This window comes from Arenibaculum pallidiluteum (assembly GCF_017355985.1).
GTDB lineage: Bacteria > Pseudomonadota > Alphaproteobacteria > Azospirillales > Azospirillaceae > Arenibaculum > Arenibaculum pallidiluteum.
Genome location: NZ_JAFIQU010000006.1, coordinates 323,502 through 348,778 on the forward strand (window position 1 = coordinate 323,502; position 25,277 = coordinate 348,778).

Here is a 25,277-nt window from a genome sequence, read left to right on the forward strand (position 1 = left end):
GAAGGCCTCGCGCAAACGCGGGGGCTGCATGGCGCCCCGCCGCGGCTGCGGGATCTCGTGCCCCTGCGGATCTTCCGCCCGGCGGCGCCCGGGCCTAAGCTCGCTCCGGGAGCCGGCCGGCGGAGACGGGGCCGAAAGACGGTGTCGGAAGAGGCGGCGGAGGCGCGGAGGGGCGGATGGATGGAGCGGAGCAGCGGGGGCGCAAGGTCGCCCGCCGGGTCACGCCGCAATCCCTGGAGAACGCGGCGCTGCATTACCTCGAGCGCTTCGCGACCTCCTCGGCCAATCTGAGGCGGGTCCTGATGCGCCGGGTCCAACGCTCGGCCCGGGACCACGGAACCGACCCCGAGGAGGGCGCGGCTTGGGTGGACGCGCTGGTCGAGCGCTATCGGCGCAGCGGCATCCTGGACGACCGTGTCTATGCCGAGGCCAGGGCCGCGAGCCTGCAGCGCCGGGGCGCATCGACCCGCGCGATCCGCGAGAAGCTTGCCGCCAAGGGCATCGGCCGCGAACAGGCCGATGCCGCGCTGGATGCGCTGGGGGAGGAGATCGGCGGCGACCTCGACCTGGAGGCGGCCAAAGCCTTCGCCCGCCGCCGACGGCTCGGCCCCTTCCGGGCCGGCGACAGGGAGGCCCAGCGCGAGCGGGACCTGGCGGCGCTGGGCCGCGCCGGCTTCTCCTACGAGACTGCGCGGCGCGTCATCGATGCCCGCGATCCCGATGCCATCGACGAGGAGTAAACTTCCGGACGCGCCAGCCTTGCATTGCTTCCGGCAAGAAGGCAGCATTTATCGAATAATTTCGATACAGGACTCCACTTGCGTCCGACGTTCGAGGTCCAGGTCTTCAAAAGGGATCACTGGGTCATCGAGACCCGCTGCACCTCCGAGGAGGAGGCGCGCAAGATCGCGCGCCTCGTGCTGGCGGAGCGGCGGAGCGACGGCGTCAGGGTGGTCCGCGAATGGCCCCGCGAGGACGGGACGGTGGTTGAGCGCGAGCTTTTCACCGAGTTCCGGGACGCCGCGGACAGGATCACCCTCGGCCCTATCGACGATCCGCCCAGGCCCTGCGAGACCATCGACGAGTTCTACGGGGTCGATGCGCGCCTGACGGTCTCTCGCCTGTTCAAGGGCTATATCGAGCACCTGGTCGTCACGCCGACCGAGATGCTGCACAACCATGCGGAGCTGCGCCGCCTGGCCGACAAGGACGACCTGCTGCCCTCGGCGGTGTCGCGCGTGGCCGCCCTCCAGGCTGGCCAGGAGAGCCGGGCCCGCCGCGACGAGATCCACCGCATCATCGACACCATGAGCGAGCGGGCGCGCAAGGCCGCGGGCGAGCGGAACCTGCCCCTGGTCTCGCGCCACGGCTGGGCGCGCACCGTGCAGGCCGCGGCGGAGCTGGGCGCGCCCGAGGACCGGGACTTCCTGGCGCTGGTGGCGCTCTCGACCGAGAGCACCCGGGTCCGGAGCTGGCCGGGCAAGGTCGAGTTCTTCGCCGACATCCTGGACCGGGAGCCCGAGCTCGACGGGCATCCGCTCGCCCTGCTGGACGGGGCCCTGGCCGATACGCTGGGCGTCAATCCGGTGGTCCAGGAGCTGCTGGGCTCGCAGCCCAGCCTGGCCCGGGCGCTGGGCTCCCTCGCCGATCTCGGCCAGGGACGGCTCGAGGCGCCGCCCACCGGGGCCGGTGCCGCCACCATGCGCATGAACGCGCTGTTCGCGTCCCGGGCCATGCCGGCCAGCCGCCACGTGATGCTCGACTGGATGCGCCGGCAGCTCAAGGGCTCGGCGCCGCTGGTCCGCAACGATCCCCAGGGCGAAAGGACCGCCTTCCGCCACCTGCTGGAGCGGCTGCTGACGGATTCGGGCCTGCTCGGCGGCTCCGGCATGGCCGAGGCGCTGACGCTGCGCTACATGCGCTTTCTGGAGCAGGGCGGCGCGACGGGCAAGAGGCTCGCCATCGACGGGGTCGTGGCGAGCTGCGCCGATGCCCGCCAGGCAGCACTGTACCTAATGGCCCTCGCGGGGTCCGAGTTCGGGCGGGACCAGGCCGAGCACCTGGAGGGCGTCCTGACCGGGCTGGTGTCAAACCCGGCCAGCCATGGCCGCTTCACCAGCACCGGCGCCACCATCAAGCTGAACCTGGAGCGACTGACGGCCCTGTACGAGACGGCCGCCGGATCGCCCCTGGAGCCGCAGACGCGCAGGCGCGTCGCGGACGGCATCGATGCGATGATCGCCAGCTACATCGTGAACCAGCGGGTGGTCGAGCGCCTGGACAACCCCGGCGATCCGCTGCGCCACCGCGCGATCCGCCTGATGCAGATGTGCACGCCCGGCGTACTGACCTCGCAACGGGCGCTGACAATCGTGCGCGAGCGCGTGATCGGGCACTTGCGCCAGCCGAACTTCGAGCAGAAGTTCGTGGCCGACATCGCCGATCCGGCTGTGCGTGAACGGGCGCTACGCGACTTCTTCACACTGCTGAGCCGGGCCGGCTTCCACTGAAGCCCCGCCCTTGTCCCGGCTGATCCTGCTGAACAAGCCCTATGGCGTCCTGTCCCAGTTCACCGACCGCGAGGCCGGACGCGCGACGCTGCGCGACCTGGTGCCGGTGCCCGGGGTCTATCCCGCCGGACGCCTGGACCGGGACAGCGAGGGGCTGCTGGCGCTGACCGACGACGGCGCGCTGACGGCCCGGATCGCCGACCCGCGGCACAAGCTGCCCAAGACCTACTGGGCCCAGGTCGAGGGCGAGCCGGACGAGGCGGCGCTGGACCGGCTCCGGCGCGGCGTCGTGCTGAACGACGGGCCGACCCTTCCGGCGCCTACCCGCCGCATCGCGGAGCCCCCAGGCCTGTGGCCGCGCGACCCGCCGGTCCGCTTCCGCAGGAACATTCCCACCGCCTGGATCGAGGTCGTCCTGCGCGAGGGGCGGAACCGCCAGGTGCGGCGCATGACGGCGGCCGTCGGCCTGCCGACCCTGCGCCTGATCCGCTGGGCGATCGGCGACTGGACGATCGACGGGCTCGCCCCCGGCGCCTGGCGCGAGGTGCCGGTGGCAACGCCGACGGGGGCCGGGCGCCTCAGAGGCGGTCGAGATGCGTCGCCAGCACCACAGTCGTCTCCACACCGGCGACGCCCGCCAGCGCGTTGACCCGCTCGCGCAGCGCGGTCAGCGCCGCCGTCGAGTCCGTCTCGGCCAGCGCCAGCAGATCGATTGGCCCAGCGACGCTCTGGAGCAGCCGGATTTCGGGCAGCGGCGCGAGCAGCGGCACGATATGCGCGCAGCTCCGCCCGGGGGCGAAGCGGATGGCGAGCCATGCCCGGACGCCGCGCTCAGGGACGGAATCCGCCATGCGGATCGTGTAGCGGCCGATCACGCCGCTGCGCTCGAGCCGGCGCAGGCGCTCCTGCGCGGCGCTGCGGGACAGGCCGACGGCGCGGGCGATCGCGACCAGCGGCATGCGCGCGTCGTCCTGGAGCAGCGCCAGGATGTGCCGGTCCTTCTCGTCGATCTCCGCCATCACGCGATCCGTCCACAGTCATTCCGCCGGCCCGCCGGTCGTCTTGCCGGGTATCGCCCGGCCGTGGGCCGGTCCTAGGGTGGCCCGGCAGATCATAGGGGGTGAGAATGGCGATGACGATTCCGGACGGGGCGGTGCTGATCCCCATCGACGTGCAGCGGGGATTCGACGCCCCGTCCTGGGGCCGGCGGAACAACCCCGCCATGGAGGAGAACGGCCTGGCCCTCCTTGCGGCATGGCGCCGGACCGGCCGGCCGGTCATCCATGTCCGGCATGACTCCGTGGAGCCTGGGTCGTCGCTGGCGCCCGACACGCCGGGCAACGCCTTCCGGCCGGGCTTCGATCCCCGCCCCGGCGAGCCGCTGGTGACCAAGTCGGTGAACGCGGCCTTCATCGGGACCGACCTGGACCTGCGGCTGCGCCGGTCGGGCGCCCGGACGCTGGTGCTGTTCGGGATCAGCACCGACATGTGCGTCTCGACCTCGGTCCGGGTCGCGGCGAACCTTGGCTATTCCGTGTTGGTGGCGGGCGATGCCTGCGCCTGCTTCGACCTGCCCGACGGGCGCGGCGGCACCGTCGCGGCGGAGGATGTCCACCGGGCCCATCTGGCGACGCTGGGCTTCGAGTTCGCGCGGGTCTTAGACACGGCGGAGATCCTGGCGGCCCTGACGGCGTAAGGAAGCCCGCGCCGGGGATCAGAAGCGGCCCTTTAGCCGCGCATGGATGCGGTGCTGCGCCTGTTCGGTGCCGATCCGGTCCACGAGCCCGTCGATGGTCAGGATCGGCCCGCCGTCGCGCATCTCGGCCAGGACGCCGAGCCGCAGGGTCGCCGACGCGCCCTCGTCGGGCAGGTCGCCATAGGAGCCGATCCCCGCCTGCTCGCTGCCCGAGATCGAGACCTGGCGCAGGTCTACCGCCGCATTGGGCCGCAGCCGCCCCCACTGGACCGGCATCTCGTATCCCGCCTGGATGCCGGTGGAGGCGGAGGCGCGCACGACGCCCGCCCCGGCCATGGCGGCAACCGCCCCGCCCCCGGCATCGGCGCCCGAGAGATCCACCCGCACCCAGGGAAGCACGCCGACGCCTCGTGCCGGATGCATGTCCCAGTTGGCGCCCAGGCCCGCGAAGAAGATGGCGCCGGCCTCGGCCTCCTCGCCCCGCATGCGCATGCTGCCGCCGCCCGCGACGGCCTCGATACCGAGACTTCCCACGGTCCGAGCCCCGTAGAGAGAGACCGTTCCGGCCTCGACCCGACCCTCGTCGGCGGGATTGCTGGCATAGCCAAAGGCGACGCCGACACTCGTCCCGTCATTGAGCTTGAGGTCGGAGCCGAACGTCAGCCCATGTGTTTCGACACCGAAAAGACCCTTGGCATTGCTGTTGCGCGGGGCGACCCGGGCGTTTCCCGTGACGAAGGCGCCCAGCACCTCGCGCTCGCGGTCCATCACCTTGCGGGGAACGAGCCCGTCGAAGGCCTTCATCGGCACGGCCTTGTCCTCGACCTCGACCTGCAGGCGGCGGGCGGTGACGCTGCTGGGGGCGCCCATGCCGCGCTGGCCGCGGATCAGGTCGCCGACGCGGCCGAAGACCAGGCGGGTCTGCTCGGCCGCAGCGGAGACGGCCACACGCATGTCCGCGAGATCTGCGGCCTGCGTGGGTGCGGACGACATGATGACAAGAAGGGCCACGGCAAGGGCCCTGGCGGAAGGTCGAACCATATTGCGGCCTCCTGCTCGTTCCGGTGTCGGAACGGCAGGCTGGCCGAAGGGAGTAACCCCCTACTTAATAAGAGCAGGACTACCCCTTGTGGTCACATCCTTATCACCGCTGGTGTGACGGCCGTCAGTGCGCCTCGGCCCAGGATGCGCCGATGCCGGCCTCGGCGGTCAGCGGCACCGACAGCTCGACCGCCTCCTCCATCACCGACCGGGCCACTTCGGCGGTGCGCTGGGCCTCCTCCTCGGGCGCCTCGAACAGCAGCTCGTCATGGACCTGCAGGAGCATGCGCGCGCGCAGGCCGGCCGCCTCCAGCGCCGCCGGGATGCGGGTCATGGCGCGCTTCATGATGTCGGCCGCGGTGCCCTGGATCGGCGCGTTGATCGCCTGCCGCTCGGCGAAGCTGCGCCGGGCCGGATTGCGGTCCTGCATGCCCTGGATGTGGCAGCGGCGGCCGAACCGCGTCAGCACGTAGCCGTGCTCGCGGCAGAAGGCTTTGGTCCGCTCCATGTAGTCCGCGAGCTCGGAGAAGCGCTCGAGATAGGTCCTGATATAGGCCTGCGCCTCGCCCGGGCCGATGCCGAGCTGGCGCCCGAGCCCGAATCCCGAGATGCCGTAGATGATGCCGAAGTTGATGGTCTTGGCACGGCGCCGGATGTCGGGCGTCATCTGGTCGAGCGGGACGCCGAACACCTGGCTGGCGGTCATGGCATGGATGTCGATGCCCTGCCGGAAGGCCTCGCGCAGGGCCGAGACGCCGGCGATGTCGGCGACCAGCCGCAGCTCGATCTGGCTGTAGTCGACCGAGACCAGCTTGTTGCCCGGCGGCGCCACGAAGGCGCGCCGGATCTTGCGCCCCTCCTCGGTGCGGATCGGGATGTTCTGCAGGTTCGGGTCGGTCGAGCTCAGCCGTCCGGTATTGGTGACCGCCATGGAGAAATGGGTGTGCACGCGGCCGGTCTTCGCGTCGATCTGCTCCTGCAGGGCATCCGTGTAGGTGCTCTTCAGCTTCGAGAGCTGGCGCCAGTCCAGCACCTTCTGCGGCACGGGATGGACATCGGCCAGGTCCTCCAGCACGGCGCTGTCGGTGGAATACGCGCCGGTCTTGCCCTTCCTGCCGCCCGGCATGCCGAGCTTGTCGAACAGCACCTCGCCGAGCTGCTTGGGCGAGCCGACGTTGAACTCCATCCCCGCCGCGCGATGGATCTCGACCTCGAGCTCGCGCAGCCTTCCGTCGAGGTCGCGCGACAGCTCGGCCAGATAGGCGCGGTCCACCAGCACGCCCGCGCTCTCCATGGCGGCGAGGACGGGGATCAGCGGCCGCTCCAGCGTCTCGTAGACCGTGGCCAGCCGCTCGGCCGCGAGGCGCGGCTTCAGCGCGTGCCACAGGCGCAGGGTGATGTCGGCGTCCTCGGCCGCGTAGTCCCGGGCCTTGTCCAGGGGCACGCGGTCGAAGGTGATGCGGTTGCGCCCGGTGCCCGTCACCTCGTCGTAGGGGATCGGCGCATGGCCGAGATGGAGCTTGCTGAGCTCGTCCATGCCGTGGCCGTGCACCCCGCCTTCCAGCACGTAGCTGATCAGCATGGTGTCGTCCCAGGGCGCCACGCGGATGCCATGCTGGCCGAGCACCTGCATGTCGAACTTCAGGTTGTGCCCGACCTTCAGGACCGACGGGTCCTCCAGCAGCGGCTTCAGCTTGCCGACGACGACGTTCAGCGAAAGCTGCTCGGGCCGCGCCGCGCCGCCGAGGTCCAGGCCGCCCGCGATCGCATCCGGCGCGACGTGGCCCACGGGGATGTAGCAGGCCTCGCCCATCTCCACCGAGAGCGAGACGCCGACGAGCGCGCAGCTCACCGCGGCGAGGCTGTCCGTCTCGGTGTCGACGGCGACGATTCCGGCCTCGACGGCCCGGGCGATCCAGCTGTCCAGCTCCGCCTCGGTCTGGACGAGGACGTAGCGCCCGGCCCGCGAGGGCAGTCGCGGCGGCGGCAGCGCCCGGGCGCCCGTCGCCGGCGGCGCGACCGGGGCGGCGCCGGCCGGTGCGGACCCGTCCTGCTCCGGGCCGGCGGCCGCTCCGCCCGCCGGCGCCGCCGCGGGGCGGGGCGCGGCACCGTCAGCGATGGTGCCGTCAGCGCGGATCTCGCGCTCGAGCCGCGCCACCACGGACCGGAAGCCCTGGTGGCGCAGGAAGTCGATCAGCTTCTGGTGGTCGGGCTCGCGCACCCGCAGGGAATCGAGCGGAACCGGAACGGGCGCGCGATCGTCGAGCTTGACCAGCCGGCGCGAGATGCGGGCCTGCTCGGCGAAGGTCTGCAGCGCCTCCCGCCGCTTGGGCTGCTTGATCTCCCCGGCGCGGGCCAGCAGCGTCTCGAGATCGCCGAACTCGCCGATCAGCTGCGCCGCGGTCTTCACGCCGATGCCGGGCACGCCCGGGACGTTGTCGACGCTGTCGCCGGCCAGCGCCTGCACGTCCACGACCTTCTCGGGCGGCACGCCGAACTTCTCCACCACCTCGTCGGCGCCGATCGGCCGGTTCTTGATGGGGTCCAGCATGCGCACGCCCGGCCCGACGAGCTGCATCAGGTCCTTGTCCGAGGAGACGATGGTGACCTCGCGCCCCTGCTCGCGGGCGAGCCGGGCATAGGTCGCGATCAGGTCGTCGGCCTCGTAGCCCTCGAGCTCCAGGCTGGGCACGCAGAAGGCCTCGGTGCATTCACGGATCAGGCCGAACTGGGGCTTCAGCTCCTCGGGCGGCTCGGACCGGTTGGCCTTGTACTCGGGATAGATCTCGTTCCGGTAGTTGTTGCGCTTGGCGTCGAAGACGACGGCGACCGCCTCCGCCTTCAGGTCGGCCAGCAGCTTGATCATCATGTTGGTGAAGCCGAGGACGGCGTTCACCGGCGTTCCGTCCGGCCTGCTCAGCAGCGGCAGCGCATGGAAGGCCCGGAAGATGAAGCCAGAGCCGTCGACGAGGTAGAGCGCCTCGCGCGGGGCTGCATTCTCCGTGGCCGCATCGGCGGCCGGCCCGGAAACGGGCGTCTCGGTGACGGCAGGGTCGGCGGCGTCGGACGGCATGGCGTGTCTTGGCTCTGCTGCGGAGTGCCTGAACATGGGACAGCCCGCGCCGGCTGTCGAGACCCGCGGACGCGCCCCGCCACGCTGTCCAAGGAAGTCCACGCCTAAAGCCCCGTTGACAGCGATGCCCCGCCCGGGTGCCCAATGAAAGCGCCAGGATCCCGGAGGACGGGTCATGAGATGGGCCGCCGTCGCCTTGCTTGCCGGGCTCGCCCAGTTCAGCGGCTCCGCGGACCTCGCCCCGGCCCGGGCCGGAGCGGCCGACACGCCCGTGGCTCTGGAGCTGGTCCTGGCGCTCGACCGCTCCGAGAGCATCGATGGCTCGACCCTCGCGCTCCAGATCGACGGGCATGCGCGCGCGTTCCGGGATCCCCGCGTGATCGCGGCCATCGCGGGCGGCCAGGACAGCGGCCAGGACAGCGGCCAGGACAGCGGTCCGGGCGGGGCCCCGCCCGGCCGCGGGATCGCCGTGACGGTCGTGACCTGGTCCGATCCCAGCGACCTCCAGGTGCTGGTGCCCTGGACTTCGGTCGCGAGGGCCGAGGATGCGCTGCGTCTCGCGGCCCGGATCGAGGCGGCGCCGCGTCTCGAGCCGCAGGGCAGCACCGGGCTCGGCTCGGCCTTGGTGGAGGCCGCGGCGCTGTTCGAGCGCAACGGCTTCGCCGCGCCGCGCCGCGTGATCGACATCGTCGGGAACGGCATCAGCAATGTCGGGATCCCGCCCCAGCTCGCCCGCGACCGGGTGATCGCGCGCGAGATCACGGTGAACGGCCTTGCGATCCTGGACGAGGTGCCCTGGCTCGGGCAGTACTTCGCCGACAACGTGATCGGGGGCCCGGGCGCATTCGTCCATGTGGCGTCCGACCACGACAGCTTCGCCCAGGCGATCCTCGGCAAGCTGGAGACGGAAATCGCGGCAGGAGAGGCGCCGCCCGCCCGGCACGCGGCGGCAGGCCCGCAGGTCCGCGACGCCCGCGCCCGCGATCGGTTGGAGATGACCGGGGCGCACGGCCCCGAAGGAATGGCCCCGAAGGACCGGAGATGGACGAACCCGTGACCGACAACCCCGTGACCGACAATCGCGGCCGCAGCCGGTTCGAGCTGGAGGTCGACGGCCTGCTGGCCTTCGCCGACTATCGCCGCGGCGGCTCCGTGATCCAGATCCTGCACGTCGAGGCAGCGGTTCCGCTGCGCGGCACCGGAGCGGCCGGGCGGCTGATGCAGGGGATCGCCGAACGCGCGCGCGAGGAAGGCGCGAAGATCGTGCCGTACTGCGGCTATGCGCGGGCCTGGTTCCGCCGGAACAAAGGCAGCCAGGACCTGCTGGCCTGAAACGGAAAAAGGGCGCCGGTCGGTGGACCGGCGCCCCTGTCTCAGGCTCTGTCGTATGTGCCGCCGGCGCTCCGGCGCCGGCTCAGAAGCGCCGGCGCTTGGGCGGGGCCATGCCGCCCTCGGCCTCGGGCGTGCGTGCGCGGGGAGCGCCGCCTTCCGTGGGACGCACGGGCTTGGCGTGGGCGGGCTTGGCATGAGGGGGCTTCGCTGCACCCTCGAACCGGGCGCGCGGACGGTCCTCACCGCGGGCGTCGGCGTGACGCGGCGCGCGGTGGGGCTGCTGGCGCTCGGGACGCCAGGCATCGTCGCGGGCCGGGCCCTCGAAGCGCGGCCGGCCGAAGCCGGTCCCCTCGCCACGGCCCTCCGGCCGCGGCCGCTCGCCACGGACCTCGCCGCCGGCGGCGCCGTCACGGCTGCGGCCGAAGCCGCCGCCCTGGCGGAAACCGCCACCGCCGCCACCGCCATGGCGGAAGCCGCCGGGGCCGCCATGCCCGCCGAAGCCGCGCCGCGGGCCGCCGCCGAAGCGATCGCCGCGCGCGGGGGCCGTGAAGGGCATCTTGGCTTCGAGCCCGGGCACGACGTGCAGTGGCACCGTGGCGCCCTGCAGGCGCTCGATGTTGCGCAGCGTCCCGCGGTCGGCGCGCGTCGCGAAGGAGATCGCGATCCCCTCGGCGCCGGCCCGGCCGGTACGGCCGATCCGGTGGACGTAGTCCTCGGCGTTGCGCGGCAGGTCGAAGTTGATGACGTGGGTGATGTCGCGCACGTCGATGCCGCGCGCCGCCACGTCCGTCGCCACCAGCAGGCGCACGCGGCCCTCGCGCAGCTTGCTGAGCGTGCGGTTGCGGGCGTCCTGGCGCATGTCCCCATGCAGCGCGGCCGCGGCGTGACCCTCGGCCCGCAGCCCGTCGGCGAGGTCCGCCGCGTCCTGCTTGGTCGCCGCGAAGACGATGGCCTTGCCGACCTCGTCGGACTCGACGAAGTGCCGGAGCAGGCGGTGCTTGTGGGCGAGGTCGTCGGCCTGGACCAGCCGCTGCTCGATCTTGGGCGCGCTCTGGGGCGTGCTCTCGATCGCGACGCGGACGGGATCACGCACGAGGCCGCGGGCCACGTTCTCCATGCGGCGGTCGAGCGTCGCCGTGAACAGGAGCGTCTGGCGCGTGTCCGGGCAGGACTTCGCGATGGCATCGATGTCCTCGGCGAAGCCGAGGTCCAGCATGCGGTCGGCCTCGTCCAGGATCAGCACCTCGACCTCGCCGAGCGAGACGGCGCGGCGCTCGATCATGTCGATCAGCCGGCCCGGAGTCGCGACGAGCACGTCAACGGGGCGCGAGAGATCGCGGATCTGCTGGCGGTAGGGAACGCCGCCCACGACCTCGACCACGAAGAGGCGGAGGTTCCGGACGTAGTTGCGGGCCGCCATGGTCACCTGGCGGGCGAGCTCGCGCGTCGGCGCCAGGACGAGAACGCGCGGGCCGAACGGCTTGGCACGCCGCGGCACGGCGGCGGCGGCCTCGTCCTCGGCGAGCGCGAGGCGGTGCAGGGAGGGCAACAGGAAGGCGCCGGTCTTGCCGGTGCCGGTGTCGGCGGTGGCGAGCACGTCGCGGCCCTCCAGGGCGACCGGGATCGCCTGGGCCTGGACGGGGGTCGGCGTCGTATGGCCGGCCGCCTCGATCGCCTTCAGAAGGTTGGCGTGAAGCTTGAGATCGGAAAATTGCACTGAGATGTCTCCGGACGAAAAGCAAAGGTCGCCGCGGGCCGTCGCCTAGCCGCGGGCGGTCTGATGTCGTCATGGCCGGAGGAGAGGGAGGCGCGCGCGCTTCGTCTTGTGGGCGATATCCGTGTACCGCACCGAATCGAGCAATCGAACCTCGCTCGGAAGCGCAACGGCCTCCGGCGTGATGCGCTGCATATAAGACCGAAGCCCCGACGTTACCAGCCCTTTTCGCAGCGACGAAGGAATCGGTTCTTCCGTCCGGGCCAGCCGGCCGCACCCCGACGGCCCGGACGTCAGGGTGTCGGGGCTCCCTGGCGCGGTGCCGATGCCCGCTCCATATTGGCCGCCATGACATCGGCATCCGCGACACCGGCCGGGGCGGCCCAGCCCGCTCTGGCGGTCCAGGACCTGACCAAGCGCTTCGGCGCGACGCTCGCGGTCGACAGCATCGGCTTCGAGGTCGCCGCCGGCACCACCGCCGGCCTGCTGGGCGGCAACGGGGCCGGCAAGACCACCACCATCTCCATCCTGCTGGGCCTGCTGCTGCCGACCTCCGGTCGGGTCCGGGTGCTGGGCGAGGACATGCTGCGCCATCGGCACCGCGTGCTGCCGCGCATGAACTTCTCCTCGCCCTATGTGGACCTGCCGCACCGGCTCACCGTGCGCGAGAACCTGATGGTCTACGGCCGGCTCTACGGCGTCCGGCAGCTCGGCCTGCGCATCGAGGAGCTGGCCGAGGCGCTGGACGTGGGGCAGCTCCTCGGACGGCAGACCGGCAAGCTCTCGGCCGGGCAGAAGACCCGCGTGGCCCTTGCCAAGGCACTGCTGAACCGGCCCGACCTGCTGCTGCTGGACGAGCCGACGGCCAGCCTCGACCCCGACACGGCCGACTGGATCAGGACCTATCTCGAACGCTACCGCGCCGAGACCGGCGCCACGATCCTGCTGGCGTCCCACAACATGCCCGAGGTCGAGCGCATGTGCTCCCAGGTGCTGATGATGCGCCGCGGCCGGATCGTGGACCGCGGCACGCCCGCCGAGCTGCTGGACCGCTACGGCCGCGCCTCGCTGGAGCAGGTGTTCCTGGACATCGCCCGCGCCCCCTACCCCGCCCCGGTCCGGGAGGACGCCGATGCCGATCCGTGAGGCCGCTTTCGCCTATCGCCCCGGCCTGTCGGCGGCGCGGGTCGGCGCCATGGTCCTGCGCTACTGGTACCTGCTGCGCGGATCCTGGCCGCGGCTGCTGGAGCTCGCCTACTGGCCGACCATGCAGATGGTGCTCTGGGGCTTCATCAACGAGTTCATGCGCACCAACAGCGCCTGGGTCGCCCAGGCATCGGGCGTGCTGATCGGGGCGGTGCTGCTGTGGGACGTGATGTTCCGCGGCCAGCTCGGCGTCTCCATCTCCTTCCTGGAGGAGATGTGGTCGCGAAATCTCGGCCACCTGTTCGTGAGCCCCCTGCGGCCTTCGGAATGGGTGCTCTCCATGATGGCGATGAGCCTGATCCGGGCCGTGATCGGGATCCTGCCGGCGGCCCTGCTGGCGATCCCCGTCTTCCACTATTCCGTCTTCTCCATGGGGATGCCGCTCGCCCTGTTCTTCGTGAACCTCCTGCTGATGGGCTGGTGGCTCGGCCTGCTGATCATCGCGCTGATCCTGCGCCACGGCCTCGGCGCCGAAAGCCTGGCCTGGGTCTCCGTGTTCCTGCTGGCGCCGGTCAGCGCCATCTACTACCCCGTGACGGTCCTGCCGGGCTGGCTCCAGGCGGTTGCCCTGGCGCTGCCCTCGGCCCATGTCTTCGAAGGCATGCGGGCGCTGCTTTTCCAGGACGTGCTGCGCTGGGACCACCTGGCCTGGGCCTTCGCGATCAACGCGGCCTATATGGCCGCCGCCGCCGCCGTCTTCGTGCGCAGCTTCGAGGCCGCCCGGGACCGCGGCGCGCTGCTTCAGACCGGCGAGTGACGGACGGGGCAGCGGCCGCCGGGCGACCGGCGCGCCGGGTGGTGCCGGCGCCCGGGCGCCGCTATGCTGCGCCCCGCGACAGGAGGGGACGGACCGGGTGATGGCGCTGGAGCTTGCAAGCCAGGAGATGGGAGAGGGGACGACGCCCTTCGTCGTGCTGCACGGGCTGTTCGGCTCGTCCAAGAACTGGAACATGATCGCGCGGCGGCTGGCCCCGGACTACCGCGTCCACGCGCTGGACATGCGCAACCACGGCGCGTCGCCTTGGGCCGAGCGCATGGACTATCCGTCCATGGCCGAGGACGTCGCGGCCTATATCGAGGCGCGGCATCTGGCGCCCTGCGCCGTGCTCGGGCACAGCATGGGCGGCAAGGCGGCCCTGTGGCTCGCGCTGACGCGGCCCGACCTGGTCGAGCGCGTGATCGCCGCCGATGTCGCGCCGGTGGCCTACCGCTCGTCGAACCTGATCGACTACATCCGCGCCATGCGGGCGCTGGATCTCGGCCGGTTCTCCCGCCGGGCGGAGGTCGAGGCGGCGCTGACCGAGGCCATCCCCATTGCGGGCGAACGCTCCTTCCTGATGCAGAACCTGGTGGCCGAGGACGGCGTGCTGCGCTGGCGCCTGAACCTGCCGGTGCTGGAGGCCGAGTTCGACAGGATCATCGGCTTTCCGGACTCTGCCGGCCTGCGCTACGACGGCCCCGCCCTGTTCCTGATCGGCGCGAATTCCAGCTACGTCCGGCCGGCCCATCACGACGAGATCCGGCGCATGTTCCCGCGCGCGCGCATCGTGACCATTCCCGACAGCGGGCACTGGCTGCATGCCGAGCAGCCCGAGGCCGTGCACCAGGCGCTGCGGGAATTCCTGGAGGACTGAGCCCCGGGCGGCGCCCTCGTCCCGACGGCCCCGGGGAGCCCCCCGTCAGGCCGGCCCGCTGACACCCGCCTCGCCGAAGGTCGCCATGCCGGTATGGCAGGCGACCGCGGCCTTCACGAGCTGGATCGCCAGCGCCGCGCCGGAGCCCTCGCCGAGACGCATGCCGAGGTCGAGCAGCGGCTCCTTCCCGATTGTCTCCAGCAGCCGCGCATGCGGCCGCTCGGCCGAGCGGTGCGCGATCATGCAGTGGTCCAGCGCCCGCGGGTCCAGCCGGTGGAGCACGGCGGCGGCGGCCGTGCAGGTGAAGCCGTCCAGCAGCACCGGCACCCGGCCCATGCGGGCGGCCAGCACGGCGCCGGCGATGGCGGCCAGCTCGAAGCCGCCCACGCAGCGCAGCGCCTCCAGTGGGTCCGTCGCCGCCTGCGGGTTCGCGGCCAAGCCGCGGGCCACGACCTCAGCCTTGCGTGCCATGCCGGCGCGATCCATACCGGTCCCCGCGCCGACCCAGTCGGCGGGCTCGCCGCCGAACAGGGCGGCGCACAGGGCAGAGCCCGCGGTGGTGTTGGCGATGCCCATCTCGCCGAGGCAGAGCAGGTCGATGCCGGGCTCCACCGTCATCATGCCGTAGGCCATGGCCTTGGCGCAGTCGGCCTCGGACATGGCCGGCCCGGCGGTGAAGTCGGCCGTCGGCTCGTCCAGGGCCATCTCGTAGACGCGCAGGTCCGCATCGGCGAGCTGGCAGAGCTGGTTCACCGCGGCGCCGCCGGCGATGAAGTTCTGCACCATCTCGGCCGTCACCGCCTGGGGATAGGCCGAGACGCCCTGCGCCGCGATCCCGTGATTGGCCGCGAAGACCGAGACGCGCGGCCGGTCGGCGCGCGGTGGGTGGTGCCCCTGCCAGGTCGCCAGCCAGGCCGAGATCTCCTCCAGCCGGCCGAGGGATCCCCGCGGCTTGGTCAGCTCGCGCTCGCGGGAGGCGGCGGCGGTGCCGGCCTCCAGGTCGGGGCCCGGCAGGTTCGGGATCAGGGCGCGGATCTCGTCGAAGCGCGCGACGGGCTTCTTCTCGGCCATGGGCGGCCCCCTTTCTGGGATACGACGGCGATGATGCGCGGCGCCGCCCGCTCGCCTATAGATGGGCGATGGTGGAGACGCAACCCGATTCACGCCCTGCGGCAGATGGCGCCCCGGAGCGCGGCCGCCCCCTGGACGAGCTGGCCGCGGCCGCCGCCTTCCTCACCCGCCTGCCGGTGCCCTGGCCCGTCCATGGCGGGCCCGACCTGCCCGGGCGGGCCATGGCCTGGTACCCGCTGGTCGGCGCGGCGCTGGGCCTGCTGGGCGGCCTCGTCCATGCGCTCGCCATGGGCCTCGGCGCGACGCCGCTGCTGGCGGCGCTGCTGGCGCTGCTGGCGCTGGTGCTGGTGACCGGCGCGCTGCACGAGGACGGGCTCGCGGATTCCGTGGACGGCTTCGGCGGCGGCAGGGATCGCGAGGCGAAGCTGCGCATCATGCGCGACAGCCGGCTCGGCACCTTCGGGGCGCTGGCCCTGATCTTCACCCTGTCGATCCGCGCGGCCGCCATCATGGCGCTGGACCATCCCGGGCAGGTGGCGGTCGGCCTGGTCGCTTCCGAAACGCTGTCGCGCGCGGTGCTGCCGGTGCTGGGCGCCTATCTGCCGCCGGCGCGCCCCGGCGGCCTGGGCGAGAGCCACGGCCGCACCGCCGGGCTGCGCGCCGTGGCCGCCCTGGTCCTGGGCGCCTGCCTCGCCGGCCTGGCCGTGGGACCGGCCATGCTGCCCTGCGCGGCCGCCGCGATGCTGGCGGCGCTGCTCTGGGCGCGGCTGGCCGAGCGGCAGGTCGGCGGCCAGACCGGCGACGTGCTGGGCGGTGCCCAGCAGGTGACGGCTGCCGCGGTGCTTCTGGTCCTGGCGCTGCTCGCGCCCGCCGTGACGCGGTGACGACGACCCGCTGGTGGCTGGTGCGCCACGCGCCCGCCGCTGTCACCTGCCGTGCGCCACCGGGCTGCATTCTCGGCCGGCTCGACATGCCGGCCGAGCTTTCCGACCGCGCGGGGCTGGCGGGGCTGGGCGCCCTGCTCCCGCGCGGCGCGGTCCTGCTGGCAACGCCCCTGCGCAGGACGTCCGAGACGCTGGCGGCGCTGCTGCCGGAGGGCGGCCCGCCCGAAATCGAGGCCGATCTGGCCGAGCAGGATTTCGGCGAGTGGCAGGGGCTGACCTGGGATGCGGTGGCGGCGCGCGACGCCGAGGGATCGGCCCGCTTCTGGGCGGATCCCGCCGGCGCGGCTCCGCCCGGGGGCGAGAGCTTCGACACCCTGGCCGCACGCGTCGGCCGCGCGCTCGAGCGGTTGTCCTTGGCCCATGCCGGCCGGGATCTGGTGGCCGTGTGCCATGCCGGCACGATCCGCGCGGCACTGGCCCATGCGCTGGGCGTGGAGCCCCGCCGCGCCCTGGCCTTCGCCGTGGACGCGCCCTCGCTCACCCGTCTCGACCGGATCGCGACGCCGGACGGGCCGGCCTGGCGGGTCGGCGGGGTGAACCTCGCGGGGGTGAATCTCCGTGCAGGGCGTCCGGCCGCTCAGCCGTAGCGCAGGAGCAGCGCCCCATGGGCCTTCAGCCAGGCCCGGGGCGCGTCGATGTCGGGCACCAGTTCCTCGACCAGGCGCCAGAACCGGCGGGAATGGTTCATCTCGCGCAGATGGGCGACCTCGTGGGCGACCACGTAGTCGAGCACCCATTCCGGCGACAGGATCAGGCGCCAGGAATAGCTCAGCCGCCCGTTGGCGGCGCAGCTTCCCCAGCGGCTCCGCGTGTCGCGGACCGTCACGGCGGCCACCCGCGCGCCCAGCAGCGCCGCCTTGTCGCGCGAGCGCACCGCCACCTCGCGGCGGGCCTCGGCCGCGAGGTGGTCGCGCACCCTTCGGGCCAGGAACTCGGGCCGCCCGCCGACGCGGATCTCGCCCTCGGCGCGCCGGGTACCGCCGCGCCGGTCGGCCTCGTGACGGATCACGTGGTCCCGCCCCAGGACCGGCACCACCGCTCCGTCCGCGAAGGGCAGCCGCGGCGGCATGGCGGCCAGCCGCGCCCGGACCCAGTCGGCATGGCGCGTCACGAAGCGCACGATCTCCGCCTCGGGGACGCCGCGGGGCACGACCACGCGGATCACGTCGCGGGCCGCGTCGACCCGCAGGGTCAGGCGGGTCGCGCGCGGGCTCTCGCGCAGCTCGATCGGAGCGTCGGGCAGGTCGGGCACGCGCAGCGGTCGCACGGTCATGGCGTGGGAAGGTCGGGACATGCGGACGGGACCATGGACGCATAATGGCGGTGACGGGGTCCCCACGCCACCACTCCTGCGCCGGTGGCGGCGCGCCGGTGCCCCAAGCGCCCCGTTGACCCTGCGGAGCGGCTGCGGCTAGCTAGGGGGCAGGCGGGCGGAAGACCCGGCCGGGAAACCCGGGAGGAACGGCATGGGCGCTGACCATGTCCTGGCGATCGACCAGGGCACCACATCGACGCGGGCGATCCTGTTCGACGGGGCCGGGCGGGCCGTGGCGACCTGCCAGCGCGAGCTCCGGCAGTTCTTCCCGCATGACGGCTGGGTCGAGCACGACCCCGAGGACATCTGGAACGACACCCGCGCGGTCTGCCGCGGCGTCCTGGACGAGGCGGGGATGGATGCCGGCCGCGTCTGCGCGATCGGCATCACGAACCAGCGCGAGACGACGCTGCTGTGGGACCGGCGCACCGGCGAGGCCGTGCACAAGGCGATCGTCTGGCAGGACCGGCGCACGGCGCCGGAATGCCGGCGCCTGTTCGATGACGGGGCCGAGCCCCTGGTCAGCCAGCGCACGGGCCTGCTGCTCGACCCCTACTTCTCGGCCACGAAGCTGGCCTGGCTGCTGGACCACGTGCCGGGCGCCCGCGCCCGGGCCGAGCGCGGCGAGCTCGCCTTCGGCACGGTGGACAGCTTCCTGCTGTACCGCCTGACCGGCGGGGCGGTCCATGCGACGGACGCGACGAACGCCAGCCGCACCCTGCTCTTCGACATCTACCGGCAGGACTGGGACGACGCGCTGCTGAGCCTGTTCCGCATCCCGCGCGCGGTCCTGCCCGAGGTGCGCGACAACCGCGCCCTGTTCGGCGCCACCACGCCCGAGCTGCTGGGTCGTCCCGTGCCGGTTGCGGGCATGGCCGGGGACCAGCAGGCCGCCACCGTCGGACAGGCCTGCTTCTCTCCCGGCATGGTGAAGAGCACCTATGGCACCGGGTGCTTCGCGCTGATGAACCTGGGCGAGCAGCCCGCCGCATCGACCCACCGGCTGCTGACGACCACGGCCTACCGCCTGGACGGCAAGGCCACCTACGCGCTGGAGGGCGCGATCTTCATGGCGGGCGCCACCATCCAGTGGCTGCGCGACGGCCTGCGCCTGATCCCGGACGGCGCCGAATCCGAGCACCATGCCCGCGCCATCCCGGACACCGGCGGCGTCTACCTGGTCCCCGCCTTCACCGGGCTGGGCGCGCCGCACTGGGATCCCGACGCCCGCGGCGCCCTGCTGGGGCTGACCCGCGACACCGGCATCTCGCAGGTGGTGCGCGCCGGGCTGGAAGCCGTGTGCTACCAGACCCAGGACCTGATAGGCTGCATGGAGGCCGATTCGGGCTCGCGCCCGAAGGCGCTGCGGGTCGATGGCGGCATGGTGCGCAACAACTGGCTCTGCCAGTTCCTGGCCGACATCCTCGCGATCCCCGTGGAGCGGCCCCGGGTCACCGAGACGACGGCGCTGGGCGCCGCCTTCCTGGCCGGCATGGAGACCGGCCTCTATGCAGGACTGCGGAGTATCGAGGAGGCCTGGTCACTTGACCGGCGCTTCGAGCCCATGATGGACGCCGGCCGGAGGGAGGCGCTTTACCAAGGCTGGAAGAGCGCGGTTGCGCGCGTTTCGACGCGCTGATCTTTTCGGTTGCGAAAATCAACGGTTTCGGCTCCGATCATTCTGTAATAAAAGCTTCACGATCCGGCAACACGACCGCAATGCCCCTGGGCTAACAGTCGCGACGTTGGACGAAAGGGAGGTACCCCGTGACTCAGACTACGAAGCTTCTGGCCGCCAGCGCCGCGGCGCTCTTCGCCAGCGTCGGCGCGGCGCATGCCGCCACCGACCTGCAGTGGTGGCACGCCATGGAAGGCGCCAACAACGAGGTCGTCGAGACGCTCGCCAAGGAATTCAACGAAAGCCAGAAGGACTATCGGGTCGTCCCGGTCTACAAGGGCAAGTACCCGGATGTGCTGCAGGCCGGCATCGCCGCGTTCCGCGCGCGCCAGGCCCCGCACATCATCCAGGTCTTCGACGTCGGCACGGGCGTGATGATGGGCGCCGGCAAGGCGGTGAAGCCCGTCGCCGAGGTGATGAAGGAGGGCGGCGTTCCCTTCGATCCCAAGGCCTACCTGCCGGGCATCACGGGCTACTACTCGACCTCCAAGGGCGAGCTGCTGTCGTTCCCGTTCAACAGCTCCTCGCCGATCCTCTACTACAACAAGAAGGCGTTCCGGCAGGCCGGACTCGACGAGAACAAGCCGCCGAAGACCTGGCCCGAGCTGTTCGAGACCGCCCTCAAGCTGAAGTCGGCGGGCTGGCCCTGCGGCTACACCTCGACCTGGCTGACCTGGATCCATCTCGAGAACTTCTCGGCCTGGAACAACCAGCCCTATGCGACGGACGCAAACGGCCTGAACAGCCTTGAGCCGAAGCTGCAGATCAACCGGCCGATCAACGTCAAGCACTTCCAGACGCTGGCCAACCTGCAGCGCGACGGCGTGTTCCAGTACGGCGGCCGCACATCCGAGGCCAAGACCAAGTTCACCTCGGGCGAGTGCGCCATCCTGACGGAATCCTCCGGCGGCCTCGGCGACGTCATCAAGTCCGGCATCGAGTACGGCACCGGCTCCCTGCCCTACTACCCCGACGCCCAGGGCGCGCCGCAGAACACGACCCCGGGCGGCGCCTCGCTCTGGGTCTTCGGCGGCAAGACCGCGGACGAGTACAGGGGTATCGCCCGGTTCTTCGGCTTCCTGTCTCAGACGCCGATCCAGGTCAGGCTGCACCAGGCCTCCGGCTACCTGCCGGTGACCCTCGCCGCCTACGAGGAGACCAAGAAGTCGGGCTTCTACGAGAAGAACCCCGGCCGCGAGACGCCGATCCTGCAGATGATGGGCAAGGAGCCGACCGACAACTCGCGCGGCGTGCGCCTCGTGAACATGCCGCAGGTCCGCGAGATCCAGAACGAGGAGTTCGAGGCGCTGCTGGCCGGCAAGCAGGACGCCAAGACCGCGCTGGACAAGGCGGTCGAGCGCTCCAACGCCGCGATCTCCCAGGCTGCCCGGACGATCAAGGCCTCCCAGTAAAGCCCGCCGACAGCGGCGCAGGGACGGACCCTCCCCGCCATGTGCGGGGAGGGTCTTCTTGCGCCGGAACCAGACCCAGGAATCCATGCGCCAGCGCGTCCACTTTCCGAACAAGCTCCTGCCGTACCTGCTGCTCGCGCCGCAGATCGCGATCACGCTGGTCTTCTTCTTCTGGCCGGCCTACCAGGCGCTGGAGCAGTCGCTCTACCGCGAGGACGCCTTCGGCCTGTCCAGCGAGTTCGTGGGGCTCGAGAACTTCGTCCTCGTGCTGGAAGACCCGAATTACGTGAACTCGCTGGAGGTCACGGCCATCTTCAGCCTGGGCGTCGCGGTGCTGGCCATGGCGGCGGCGCTGCTGCTGGCCGTGATGGCCGACCGCGTGGTCCGTGGCCGCGGCTTCTACCGCACCATGCTGATCTGGCCCTATGCGGTGGCGCCGGCCATCGCCGGCATGCTGTGGCTGTTCCTGTTCAACCCGTCCATGGGCACGCTGGCCTATCTGCTGCGCCGCGCGGGCGTCCCCTGGGACCCCGTCCTCGCGGGCGACCAGGCCATGGCGCTGGTGATCTTCGCGGCGGCCTGGAAGCAGATCAGCTACAACTTCATCTTCTTCGTCGCCGGGCTGCAGGCAATCCCGCGCTCGCTGATCGAGGCCGCGGCGATCGACGGGGCGGGCCCCGCGCGCCGCTTCTGGACCATCGTCTTCCCGCTGCTCTCGCCGATCAGCTTCTACCTGCTGGTCGTGAACACCGTGTACGCCTTCTTCGACACCTTCGGGATCATCCATGCGGTGACCGGCGGCGGCCCCGCGAAGGCGACGGAGACGCTGGTCTACAAGGTCTTCAACGACGGCTACGTGAACCTGGACCTCGGCGGCTCCTCTGCACAGTCGGTGATCCTGATGGCGATCGTGATCTGCCTGACGGTGGTCCAGTTCCGCTACGTCGAGAGCAAGGTCCACTACGGATGATCGAGCGGCGGCCCCTGGGCACCCTCATGGCCCATTTCACCCTGGTCATCGGCATCGTGCTGGTGGCCTTCCCGATCTACTGGGTGTTCGTGGCCTCGACCCGGACGATCCCCGAGATCCTGGCCCCGCCCATGTCGCTGGTTCCGGGGTCGCACTTCGTGAAGAACTACGGCGAGGCGCTGTTTTCCGGCGTCGGGCAGATCGGCGGCGTCACCGCCGGGCGCATGCTGTTCAACTCGTTCTTCGTGGCCCTCGCGATCGCCATCGGCAAGATCGTGATGTCGATCCTTTCGGCCTACGCGATCGTCTTCTTCCGCTTCCCGATGCGGATGGTGTTCTTCTGGATGATCTTCATCACGCTGATGCTGCCCGTCGAGGTGCGCATCATGCCGACCTACAAGGTCATGGTGGATCTGAACCTGATCGACACCTATGCCGGGCTGACGGTGCCGCTGATGGCCTCGGCCACGGCCACCTTCCTGTTCCGCCAGTTCTTCATGACGATCCCGGACGAGCTGATCGAGGCCGCCCGGGTCGACGGCGCCGGCCCCTGGCGCTTCCTGAGGGACATCCTGCTGCCGCTGTCCCGCACCAACATCGCGGCGCTGTTCGTGATCCTGTTCACCTACGGCTGGACCCAGTACCTCTGGCCGCTGCTGGTCACAAACAGCAACGAGATGAACACCATCATCATCGGCCTGCGCCGCATGATCGTCTTCAGCGACGCCGAGACCCAGTGGCACGTCGTCATGGCGACCACGATCCTGGCCATGCTGCCGCCGGTGCTGGTGGTCGTGCTGATGCAGCGCTGGTTCGTCAAAGGGCTCGTCGAGAGCGAGAAGTGAGCGCCCCCATGGCTGAAGTCGAGATCCGCAACGTCCGCAAGACCTACCCGGGTGGCGTCGAAGCCATCAAGGGCGTCGATTGCTCCGTCGGGGACGGCGAGTTTCTTGTGATGCTGGGCCCGTCGGGCTGCGGCAAGTCCACCCTGCTGCGCATGGTGGCAGGGCTTGAGGGCATCACCGGCGGCGAGGTCGCGATCGGCGGCCGGGTCGTCAACGGCCTGGAGCCCAAGGACCGGGACATCGCCATGGTGTTCCAGAACTACGCGCTCTACCCGCATATGAGCGTGTACGAGAACATGGCTTACGGGCTGAAGATCCGCGGCATGTCCAAGGCCGAGATCGAGCAGCGCGTGCGCCGTGCGGCGGAGATCCTGGAACTCGCGGCCCTGCTCGAGCGCAAGCCCCGCCAGCTCTCGGGCGGGCAGCGCCAGCGCGTCGCCATGGGCCGCGCCATCGTGCGCGAGCCCGCGGTCTTCCTGTTCGACGAGCCGCTCTCGAACCTGGACGCCAAGCTGCGCACCCAGATGCGCATCGAGATCAAGCGGCTGCAGGACCGCCTGGGCATCACCAGCCTCTACGTCACCCACGACCAGGTCGAGGCCATGACGCTGGCCGACCGGATCATGGTGATGAATGGCGGCCGGGCCGAGCAGATCGGCACGCCCATGGAGGTCTATCACCGGCCGGCGAGCCTGTTCGTCGCCGGCTTCATCGGCTCGCCGGCCATGAACGTGCTGCCGGCCCGCGTCACGGCCGACGGCCGGACGGTCGAGATCGCGCCCGGACACGGCGCCCCGGTGCCCGACGCCATCCGCATCGAGCCCGGCCGTCGCGTGGCGCTCGGCATCCGGCCCGAGCATCTGGTGCTGGGCGCCGGCGACCGGGTCGGCGACATCCCCGTCCGCGTCGAGCTGGTGGAGGCGCTGGGCGCCGACACCGTGGTCCACTGCAGGATCCCTTCGGGCGAGGGCACCATGCTCGCCCGCCTGCCCGGCAGCGCCCAGGTGTCCGCCGGCGACACGCTGCATTTCGGGATCACACCCGGCGAGATCCATCTCTTCGACATGGAGAACGGCCGCCGCCTCTGAGGCGGCCCCCTTCCCTAGGACCGGCAGCGCGGGCGAGGCCCGCGGCCGTCACCGCTTTGCCCGAATGCTGTCACGCGCCAAGGGACGGTCCGGAGCGCAGGATGCGCCCCCGAGTCGGGTCCGCGCAGGCGCCCGACGGCCTGCGCGGACCCGGCGGGTGGCACCGATTCTGCGCCTGCGCATCCCTGGAATCCCGCGGCCACGCGGCGCCACCGGCGCCCGCCGCCATCCCTGCTGGCGCAGCTAATCGAAAGATTGTAAAACGGTTTGGTACACGTCCGTATGGCTGGCGGGATCGGCAGGGAACGTGTCCGGGCAATAGAAGAAGCGATGCGTTTCGCGCTCCTCGTCCCCACCGTCTATGTCGCGGTTTCCGCCCTGTGGATCGCCGTCTCGGACAGGGCGGTCGCAGCGCTCTTCCCGGACGAGGTGATGGACCTTCAGACGTTCAAGGGCTGGGGGTTCGTGGCGGTCACGGCGGCGCTGCTGATGATCGTCCTGGCCCGTGAGGACCGCCGCCGCCGGTCGGCCGAGGACGCGCTGCGCGCCAGCACCGCGGCGGCGCTGGCAGCCGAGGCCGCGACCCGCGACGCCACCGAGCGGCTGGCCCATGCGCTGGCCGGCACCAATGACGGGCTGTGGGACTGGGACATCCCCACGGGCGCCATCTGGTTCAGCGACCGCTGGCATTCCATGCTCGGCTACGCCGTGGGCGAGCTGCCTGCGCATCTGAGCACCTGGGAACGCCTGATCCACCCCGACGACCGGGACCGCGCCATGCGTGCCCGCAACGAGCACCTGGCCGGGCAGACCGAGTTCTATGAATGCGAGCAGCGCCTGCGCGCCCGCGACGGCTCGTGGATCTGGGTGCTGTCGCGCGGCAAGGTGGTGGCGCGCGACGACGCCGGCCGCCCGGTGCGCGCCGTCGGGACCCACGCCGACATCACGGCGCGCAAGCAGGCCGAGGCGGACCTGCTGGAGGCCCGCGACGCGGCTCAGACGGCGAACCGCGCCAAGACGGCCTTCATGGCGAATATGAGCCACGAGCTGCGAACGCCCCTGAACGCCATCATCGGCTTCTCGGAGGTCATGCGCGGCGAGATCTTCGGCCCGCTGGGCGCCCCCCAGTACGCGGCCTACGCCGCCCACATCCACGACAGCGGGCGGCACCTGCTGGCGCTGATCGAGGACGTGCTGGATGTCTCGCGGATCGAGGCCGGACAGACCCAGCTCCGCCCGGAGCCGATGCCGCTGGAAGGCGTGCTGCTGGAATGCCGGGCCTGGATCGCGCGACGCGCCGAGGAGCACGGCGTGCGCCTGACCCTCGACCTTCCGACGCCGTGCCCGCGCCTCCATGCCGACCGGCGGGCAGTCCGCCAGATGATCCTGAACCTTCTGGCGAACGCGGTGAAGTTCACGCCGCCCGGCGGCAGCGTGGCGCTGGCCGTGCGCGAGACCGGCTCCGGGGTGGAGCTGTCGGTTTCGGACACCGGGATCGGAATCGCCCCGCAGGACATCCAGCGGGTGCTGCAGCCCTTCCAGCAGGTGGAGAGCGTCCTGACCCGGAGCTACGGCGGAGTCGGGCTGGGCCTGTCCATCGTCAAGGCGCTGATCGAGGCCCATGGCGGGGCGCTGAGGATCGCCAGCACCGTGGGTGCCGGCACCACCGTCACGCTGAGCTTCCCTCCGGCGCTGGTCCAGGCGGACGGCGTCTCCGAGGCCCGCAGGGCCTGAGCGCCGCCCGGCGC

At 71.5% G+C, this 25,277-nt stretch carries 23 protein-coding genes; 17 read left to right on the forward strand and 6 right to left on the reverse strand.

Annotated elements, in window-relative coordinates; translation table 11 throughout:
• Positions 1 to 176 precede the first annotated feature (176 nt).
• From JUB13_RS15370 to JUB13_RS15380, 3 genes are all read left to right on the forward strand, one after another.
• On the forward strand, positions 177 to 740 hold the full coding sequence (locus JUB13_RS15370; protein ID WP_207480403.1) for a regulatory protein RecX: 564 nt from the start codon (positions 177 to 179) through the stop codon (positions 738 to 740).
• Positions 741 to 818: 78 nt separating this feature from the next.
• On the forward strand, positions 819 to 2,510 hold the full coding sequence (locus JUB13_RS15375; RefSeq protein ID WP_207480405.1) for a hypothetical protein: 1,692 nt from the start codon (positions 819 to 821) through the stop codon (positions 2,508 to 2,510).
• A 10-nt stretch (positions 2,511 to 2,520) separates the two neighbouring features.
• Positions 2,521 to 3,159 (forward strand): pseudouridine synthase, encoded by a 639-nt coding sequence (locus JUB13_RS15380; RefSeq protein ID WP_207480407.1) that lies wholly within the window; start codon positions 2,521 to 2,523, stop codon positions 3,157 to 3,159.
• On the opposite strand, the gene JUB13_RS15385 is transcribed toward JUB13_RS15380, so the two are convergent.
• Positions 3,089 to 3,529, reverse strand: a complete 441-nt coding sequence (locus JUB13_RS15385) for an Lrp/AsnC family transcriptional regulator (RefSeq protein WP_207480409.1) — start codon at positions 3,527 to 3,529, stop codon at positions 3,089 to 3,091. The genes JUB13_RS15380 and JUB13_RS15385 overlap by 71 nt on opposite strands.
• 113 nt (positions 3,530 to 3,642) lie before the next feature.
• Here JUB13_RS15385 and JUB13_RS15390 point away from each other — a divergent pair, with 113 nt between their 5' ends.
• Positions 3,643 to 4,206, forward strand: a complete 564-nt coding sequence (locus JUB13_RS15390; protein ID WP_207480411.1) for a cysteine hydrolase family protein — start codon at positions 3,643 to 3,645, stop codon at positions 4,204 to 4,206.
• Positions 4,207 to 4,224: 18 nt separating this feature from the next.
• On the opposite strand, the gene JUB13_RS15395 is transcribed toward JUB13_RS15390, so the two are convergent.
• Together JUB13_RS15395 and polA are read right to left on the reverse strand one after the other, a co-directional pair.
• Positions 4,225 to 5,247: an autotransporter domain-containing protein gene (locus JUB13_RS15395; protein ID WP_207480413.1), complete on the reverse strand. Its 1,023-nt coding sequence runs from the start codon at positions 5,245 to 5,247 to the stop codon at positions 4,225 to 4,227.
• A gap of 124 nt (positions 5,248 to 5,371) precedes the next feature.
• On the reverse strand, positions 5,372 to 8,320 hold the full coding sequence (gene polA / locus JUB13_RS15400) for a DNA polymerase I (RefSeq protein WP_207480415.1): 2,949 nt from the start codon (positions 8,318 to 8,320) through the stop codon (positions 5,372 to 5,374).
• A 175-nt stretch (positions 8,321 to 8,495) separates the two neighbouring features.
• Here polA and JUB13_RS15405 point away from each other — a divergent pair, with 175 nt between their 5' ends.
• Together JUB13_RS15405 and JUB13_RS15410 are read left to right on the forward strand one after the other, a co-directional pair.
• Positions 8,496 to 9,377: a DUF1194 domain-containing protein gene (locus JUB13_RS15405; RefSeq protein ID WP_207480417.1), complete on the forward strand. Its 882-nt coding sequence runs from the start codon at positions 8,496 to 8,498 to the stop codon at positions 9,375 to 9,377.
• Positions 9,362 to 9,652 (forward strand): GNAT family N-acetyltransferase, encoded by a 291-nt coding sequence (locus JUB13_RS15410; protein ID WP_207480419.1) that lies wholly within the window; start codon positions 9,362 to 9,364, stop codon positions 9,650 to 9,652. Before JUB13_RS15405 ends, JUB13_RS15410 begins: the two co-directional genes overlap by 16 nt.
• 82 nt (positions 9,653 to 9,734) lie before the next feature.
• On the opposite strand, the gene JUB13_RS15415 is transcribed toward JUB13_RS15410, so the two are convergent.
• A complete protein-coding gene (locus JUB13_RS15415; RefSeq protein WP_207480421.1) occupies positions 9,735 to 11,369 on the reverse strand; it encodes a DEAD/DEAH box helicase in 1,635 nt (544 codons plus the stop codon).
• Positions 11,370 to 11,714: 345 nt separating this feature from the next.
• On the opposite strand from JUB13_RS15415, the gene JUB13_RS15420 reads away from it, so the two are divergent.
• The 3 genes from JUB13_RS15420 (at position 11,715) to JUB13_RS15430 (ending at position 14,206) form a co-directional block, all read left to right on the forward strand.
• Positions 11,715 to 12,512, forward strand: a complete 798-nt coding sequence (locus JUB13_RS15420; RefSeq protein WP_207480423.1) for an ABC transporter ATP-binding protein — start codon at positions 11,715 to 11,717, stop codon at positions 12,510 to 12,512.
• A complete protein-coding gene (locus tag JUB13_RS15425) occupies positions 12,499 to 13,329 on the forward strand; it encodes an ABC transporter permease (protein WP_207480425.1) in 831 nt (276 codons plus the stop codon). The genes JUB13_RS15420 and JUB13_RS15425 overlap by 14 nt, the downstream gene beginning before the upstream one ends.
• 100 nt (positions 13,330 to 13,429) lie before the next feature.
• Complete coding sequence (locus JUB13_RS15430; protein WP_207480426.1) at positions 13,430 to 14,206, forward strand: alpha/beta fold hydrolase; 777 nt, start codon at positions 13,430 to 13,432, stop codon at positions 14,204 to 14,206.
• Between the two features lie 45 nt (positions 14,207 to 14,251).
• On the opposite strand, the gene cobT is transcribed toward JUB13_RS15430, so the two are convergent.
• Positions 14,252 to 15,277 (reverse strand): nicotinate-nucleotide--dimethylbenzimidazole phosphoribosyltransferase, encoded by a 1,026-nt coding sequence (cobT, locus tag JUB13_RS15435; RefSeq protein ID WP_207480428.1) that lies wholly within the window; start codon positions 15,275 to 15,277, stop codon positions 14,252 to 14,254.
• A 68-nt stretch (positions 15,278 to 15,345) separates the two neighbouring features.
• Between cobT and cobS the strand changes: the two genes are divergently transcribed.
• Together cobS and JUB13_RS15445 are read left to right on the forward strand one after the other, a co-directional pair.
• On the forward strand, positions 15,346 to 16,161 hold the full coding sequence (cobS, locus tag JUB13_RS15440) for an adenosylcobinamide-GDP ribazoletransferase (RefSeq protein WP_207480430.1): 816 nt from the start codon (positions 15,346 to 15,348) through the stop codon (positions 16,159 to 16,161).
• Positions 16,158 to 16,808: a histidine phosphatase family protein gene (locus JUB13_RS15445; protein ID WP_207480432.1), complete on the forward strand. Its 651-nt coding sequence runs from the start codon at positions 16,158 to 16,160 to the stop codon at positions 16,806 to 16,808. Before cobS ends, JUB13_RS15445 begins: the two co-directional genes overlap by 4 nt.
• Here JUB13_RS15445 and JUB13_RS15450 read toward each other — a convergent pair.
• Positions 16,799 to 17,494, reverse strand: a complete 696-nt coding sequence (locus JUB13_RS15450) for a M48 family metallopeptidase (protein WP_236024956.1) — start codon at positions 17,492 to 17,494, stop codon at positions 16,799 to 16,801. The two genes, JUB13_RS15445 and JUB13_RS15450, sit on opposite strands and share 10 nt — an antisense overlap.
• Before the next feature lie 193 nt (positions 17,495 to 17,687).
• Between JUB13_RS15450 and glpK the strand changes: the two genes are divergently transcribed.
• The 6 genes from glpK to JUB13_RS15480 all read left to right on the forward strand — a co-directional run bounded on the left by glpK (position 17,688) and on the right by JUB13_RS15480 (position 25,263).
• Complete coding sequence (glpK, locus tag JUB13_RS15455) at positions 17,688 to 19,175, forward strand: glycerol kinase GlpK (RefSeq protein ID WP_207480436.1); 1,488 nt, start codon at positions 17,688 to 17,690, stop codon at positions 19,173 to 19,175.
• A gap of 128 nt (positions 19,176 to 19,303) precedes the next feature.
• On the forward strand, positions 19,304 to 20,626 hold the full coding sequence (gene ugpB / locus JUB13_RS15460; protein WP_207480438.1) for a sn-glycerol-3-phosphate ABC transporter substrate-binding protein UgpB: 1,323 nt from the start codon (positions 19,304 to 19,306) through the stop codon (positions 20,624 to 20,626).
• Between the two features lie 85 nt (positions 20,627 to 20,711).
• Entirely contained in the window at positions 20,712 to 21,596 is an 885-nt protein-coding gene (gene ugpA / locus JUB13_RS15465; RefSeq protein ID WP_207480549.1) for a sn-glycerol-3-phosphate ABC transporter permease UgpA, read from the forward strand.
• Positions 21,593 to 22,441: a sn-glycerol-3-phosphate ABC transporter permease UgpE gene (gene ugpE / locus JUB13_RS15470; protein WP_207480440.1), complete on the forward strand. Its 849-nt coding sequence runs from the start codon at positions 21,593 to 21,595 to the stop codon at positions 22,439 to 22,441. Before ugpA ends, ugpE begins: the two co-directional genes overlap by 4 nt.
• Before the next feature lie 8 nt (positions 22,442 to 22,449).
• Positions 22,450 to 23,529, forward strand: coding sequence for a sn-glycerol-3-phosphate import ATP-binding protein UgpC (locus tag JUB13_RS15475; protein WP_207480443.1), 1,080 nt, complete (start codon positions 22,450 to 22,452; stop codon positions 23,527 to 23,529).
• 330 nt (positions 23,530 to 23,859) lie between these two features.
• Entirely contained in the window at positions 23,860 to 25,263 is a 1,404-nt protein-coding gene (locus JUB13_RS15480; RefSeq protein WP_207480445.1) for a PAS domain-containing sensor histidine kinase, read from the forward strand.
• The last annotated feature ends 14 nt before the right edge of the window (positions 25,264 to 25,277 follow it).